The sequence below is a fragment of the Streptomyces sp. adm13(2018) genome (assembly GCF_008042145.1).
Classification (GTDB): Bacteria; Actinomycetota; Actinomycetes; order Streptomycetales; family Streptomycetaceae; genus Streptomyces.
The window spans coordinates 1-3,972 of record NZ_RDBH01000258.1; the positions used below are offsets into that span (position 1 = coordinate 1).

Sequence of the window (3,972 nt, forward strand, 5' to 3'; positions counted from 1 at the left end):
CCTCCGGTCCGTCGTCATGGTGGACCCCAGCCGCGCCGCCGCCAGACCCCGCCCGAACTCGGCAGCGTGGACACCCGTGCACCATCGCCGCACGACTGTCCCGTCCTTGCCGCGCTCCTCACCAGCGGCTGCGTGGCGGTCCTGCCCCGGTTTCACCCACCCGGCCACGCCGGACTCGCGCCCGCCGGCGAACGCCCGCCAGTCCCGCTTCCGGCATGGCCGGTGCCCGGCCATGCCGGCCCAGGCGAGGAGCTGGCCACGACCACCCCCCGTTCCGCCGCCGCGTCCATGGATCGCGCAGCATCCGCGGCGGGACGCCCTCGCGTACAGTCGGAGGCGGGCCCGCCCGACCGCCGTACGCAGCAGCGGAAGCGTTCAGGCGTCAGCCCGGTCAAGGCGGGGACGGGCCCGAAGCCGCCGAACGCCGGCAGGAGGGCGACGCCTATCACGACACCGCCCACGCCGCTTGAACCGCGGGTAGCCGACAGGAACCCCTGACGCCGAGCTGCGCTCCTTCAGTTGCCGAACGCGGCATCCACCCCGGACTCCGCCTGTGCACAGACGTGATCGGGCACGTCCGCTGCCGCCCGAGCACGTCCCCCAAGGACTGCCGCAACGTCCTGGACCTCCTGGCCGGCTTCACCCCGCAGGTCCAGCCGCTTTCGCCGCTCGCCGCGCTCGCGCAGGTCAGAGGCTCGCCGCGGCTGTCCGGCGTGGACGCCGGCGTGCTCGCGGCCCGCTTTCACCGTGCTGGAATCACTGCCCCGCGATGAGCAGCCGATAGCCGTAGTCGACGGAGTCCCGCTCCAGCAGGTCAGCGTGGCGGCGGTGCCAGGCCCCCGAAGCCAGGTCTGCGCGCAGCCGCTCGATCGCGGGCTCGACCACCGACGCGGGCATCTGGGCGAAGGTGGAGCTCGCCTGTCGAACCACGGGATCCAGGAAGCGCTCCGGGCGCCGCCAGTACGCGATCTGGAAGCCGTCGGTGAAGTCGTGCGGAATGGGAAAGGTAAGCACTGTGTGGGCTTCCAACGCGTCCACCACAGTGGACAGGGGTGTGAAGCGGGCCCGTTCGAACGCGCGGAGCTCCGGCAGGTAATCCTTGATCAGCCACAGCTCGGGCACATGGTACGGATCGAAGGTGAAGAGTACCTGTCGACGAGAGACGCGCCGCATCTCAGCGAGGCCACGCCGCAGGTCGGGCCAGTGCTGCACCGTCATCACCGCCATCGCGGCATCGAAAGCGCCGTCCTCGAAGGGAAGGTCCTCCGCTCCGGCCAGGACCTTCTTGCCACCAGGGTGCTGATCAAGCATCACCTGTGACGGGTCGACCGCGGTGACCTCGACGTCCTCGGGCTCGTAGGAGCCGGCACCAGCGCCGATGTTGACGACCGTGCGAGCCCCTCCCAGCCACTGGCGAATCAACGCAGCCAGCCGGGGGTCGGCCCGGCGGATGTCCTGGTACCCGATCCCGATGCGGTCGTACGTCGCCGTCAACGGAGCCGGTCCCGAAGCAGAAGCAGTCATGGGCTGGATCCCATCAGCTGATCACCGGCGGGCCAAAAGATTTAGGCTGGCCTGAATGTTGATGCTCCGACTCGACGTCGACGACCTCGCTTCCGTCCGCTTCGCCTGCTCACCCCTGCAAGAGACCGTCCAGAGCCTGCGAGCCTGGCGCAGCCCCGTCCGTTACTCCGTGCACAAACCACTGCTCCGGCAGGCCGCCCCGCTGCTCCGGCACGTCGACTGGCCCCTGCTACAGGCGCTGGTCGGCCCGACGCGTCTCATCCCTGACTTCCTCACCCCTGACCCTCCGACACCGAGCACCGACATCGACGACGAACTCGCCACCCTGCGCTCCACACCCGCGCCCCGCATCACACGTGAACTCCTCCAGGCCGCCGACGGCCACCCTCTGCACCCCCTCCTGCGACAGGCACGCACCCACCCCCTTCGCCTGCTGCACAAGATCGCCGAGGCCCTGGAAACCTACTGGCTCCTGGTCATCGCACCGCACTGGCCACGCATGCACGCCCTGCTGCGCGCCGACATCCTTCACCGGGCCCGCCGTCTCACCGACGGGGGAGCCACCCTTCTCTTCGCCGACCTCGACCCCGGCCTCCGATGGCACCCCGGCACCGGCACCCTGGCCGTCGACGCCTGGCCCGCCAGGCAGCACGACGTGGCCGCCAACGGCCACGGGGTGATATTCACACCCTCCCTCTTCTGCACGCACGCCGTCACCGTCGTCGACCTCACGCTGCCACCCCGGATCTGGTATCCAGCCCGAGGTCTCGCGACCCTCTGGCACACCGACACCACCGCCCCGCCGACCGCACTCGCCGACCTGCTCGGCCGCACCCGCGCCCGCATCATCGGCCACCTCGTCGAACCTGCGAGCACCACCGAACTGGCCCAGCGGCTGAATGTCTCCCCTGGCACGGTGAGCCAGCACCTCGGTGTCCTGCACCGCGCAGGACTGGTCACCCGGGCCCGACACGGCCACGTCGTGCTCTATCTGCGCAGCCCTCTCGGCGACCAGCTAGTGACGTGAGCTTCCAGCCACCGAAGGGGCGGCCGCCCCTGTCTGCTTTCTTAGAGGTGCGCTGCCATTCAGGTGTTGAGGGCGTGTTCGACGTCGGGATGGCGGTCGAGGACGGTGTCGTCCTGCTTCAGCAGGGCGGCGGGCAGCATGTCCTTGGTGGTGTGGTCGATCTCGCCTTGCAGGGTGACGATGCGGACTTTGTCGACCACACGCTGCATGGTGGACAGCCGTTCGGGCCGGTCCGTTTCTTCGATACTGCTCATGGTCTCCTTGACTGCGCCTCGTGCCCACCCCAGGGGGTGGGGGCGGGCAGAGGTGATTGTGCCGCACCCGAACGGGCCCGATACACCCGCGTGGCGGTACGGTCCGCCCTTGCCGTGTTACAGATGACCGGAGCGGGTAAGCGCGCCAGGTGAACAGGAACAGGGGCGAACGTCAGTGAAATCCGATGCCGGTGATGGCAGTGGTACCCCTTCTTCACCGGACGGGTACCTGATGCGCATCGGCTGCACCCTGGACGGTGGTGGCGGCCGTATCGCCGCCGCCCGCCGCCACGCCACTGCCTTTCTCGACGAGGCCCGTGGCGAGCTCGGTCTGCCCGTGTCGCAACGCACACGGGATCTGGCTGAGCTGGTGGTCAGCGAACTGGTCACCAACGCTCACAAATACGCTCCGGGCCCCGTGCTGATGGAGCTGCGTATCACCGCCGTCCATGTGGACATCGTGGTGCGGGACAGCGAGCCCGTTCTCCCCTCGGCCCGGGCTGCTGATCCGGGCAGGGTCGGCCAGCACGGCCTGGAGATCATCAAGGCGGTCGCCGAGGAGCTGTTCGTCGAGCAGGAGCCGGACGGCAAGCGCATCACCGCCCGCCTCGCCCTGGCCGACACCCTCAGCCCGGCCTAGAGGCGCCGCCACCCGGCTCGGGACGTAGGAAGAGCCCGACGCGCTTTGATGACTCGTTGCCGGGACGGGCTGAGGATCCAGCCAGTCGACCAGCCTTGACAGAGCAGCGGTTCGGGTGATGACCGTCTCGGCGTCCGCGCGGGTGTGGGTGAAGGCCCCGTCCGTAGTCTCCCGCTGTCGCCCGAGGACGGTGGTCTGCTCCTGGATCGCTTTGCGTATCACGCTCCAGCGCTCGCTCACGTCGCGTTCGCCTTTTGGTTTCCCCCCCGGTCGCCCCCAACTGCTGTTGCGGTCGATGTGGACCAGGGCGWGGCGGGCGGTGATGCGCTTGCCGTCCGGCTCCTGCTCGACGAACAGCTCCTCGGCGACCGCCTTGATGATCTCCAGGCCGTGCTGGCCGACCCTGCCCGGATCAGCAGCCCGGGCCGAGGGGAGAACGGGCTCGCTGTCCCGCACCACGATGTCCACATGGACGGCGGTGATACGCAGCTCCATCAGCACGGGGCCCGGAGCGTATTTGTGAGCGT

The 3,972-nt window shown here is 69.3% G+C and carries 4 protein-coding genes and 1 pseudogene; 2 read left to right on the top strand and 3 right to left on the bottom strand.

The window, feature by feature from the left end; genetic code table 11:
* Positions 1–756: 756 nt before the first annotated feature.
* Entirely contained in the window at positions 757–1,524 is a 768-nt protein-coding gene (locus EAO70_RS36265) for a class I SAM-dependent methyltransferase (protein WP_148007037.1), read from the bottom strand.
* A gap of 55 nt (positions 1,525–1,579) precedes the next feature.
* Here EAO70_RS36265 and EAO70_RS36270 point away from each other — a divergent pair, with 55 nt between their 5' ends.
* Positions 1,580–2,551, top strand: a complete 972-nt coding sequence (locus EAO70_RS36270) for an ArsR/SmtB family transcription factor (protein WP_148007038.1) — start codon at positions 1,580–1,582, stop codon at positions 2,549–2,551.
* A gap of 59 nt (positions 2,552–2,610) precedes the next feature.
* Here the strand turns inward: EAO70_RS36270 and EAO70_RS36275 are convergent, their stop codons facing one another.
* Positions 2,611–2,805, bottom strand: a complete 195-nt coding sequence (locus tag EAO70_RS36275; protein ID WP_148007039.1) for a hypothetical protein — start codon at positions 2,803–2,805, stop codon at positions 2,611–2,613.
* Between the two features lie 232 nt (positions 2,806–3,037).
* Between EAO70_RS36275 and EAO70_RS39870 the strand changes: the two genes are divergently transcribed.
* Positions 3,038–3,445: an ATP-binding protein gene (locus EAO70_RS39870; protein ID WP_148007040.1), complete on the top strand. Its 408-nt coding sequence runs from the start codon at positions 3,038–3,040 to the stop codon at positions 3,443–3,445.
* 303 nt (positions 3,446–3,748) lie between these two features.
* Here the strand turns inward: EAO70_RS39870 and EAO70_RS36285 are convergent.
* A pseudogene (locus EAO70_RS36285) lies at positions 3,749–3,972 on the bottom strand (ATP-binding protein); the annotation flags it as partial.

Bases quoted from the DNA above. Each gene is read 5' to 3' on its own strand.
- EAO70_RS39870 (WP_148007040.1), top strand. From the start codon at position 3,038: ATGCGCATCGGCTGCACCCTGGACGGTGGTGGCGGCCGTATCGCCGCC.
- EAO70_RS36275 (WP_148007039.1), bottom strand. From the start codon at position 2,805: ATGAGCAGTATCGAAGAAACGGACCGGCCCGAACGGCTGTCCACCATG.
- EAO70_RS36265 (WP_148007037.1), bottom strand. From the start codon at position 1,524: ATGACTGCTTCTGCTTCGGGACCGGCTCCGTTGACGGCGACGTACGAC.
- EAO70_RS36270 (WP_148007038.1), top strand. From the start codon at position 1,580: ATGTTGATGCTCCGACTCGACGTCGACGACCTCGCTTCCGTCCGCTTC.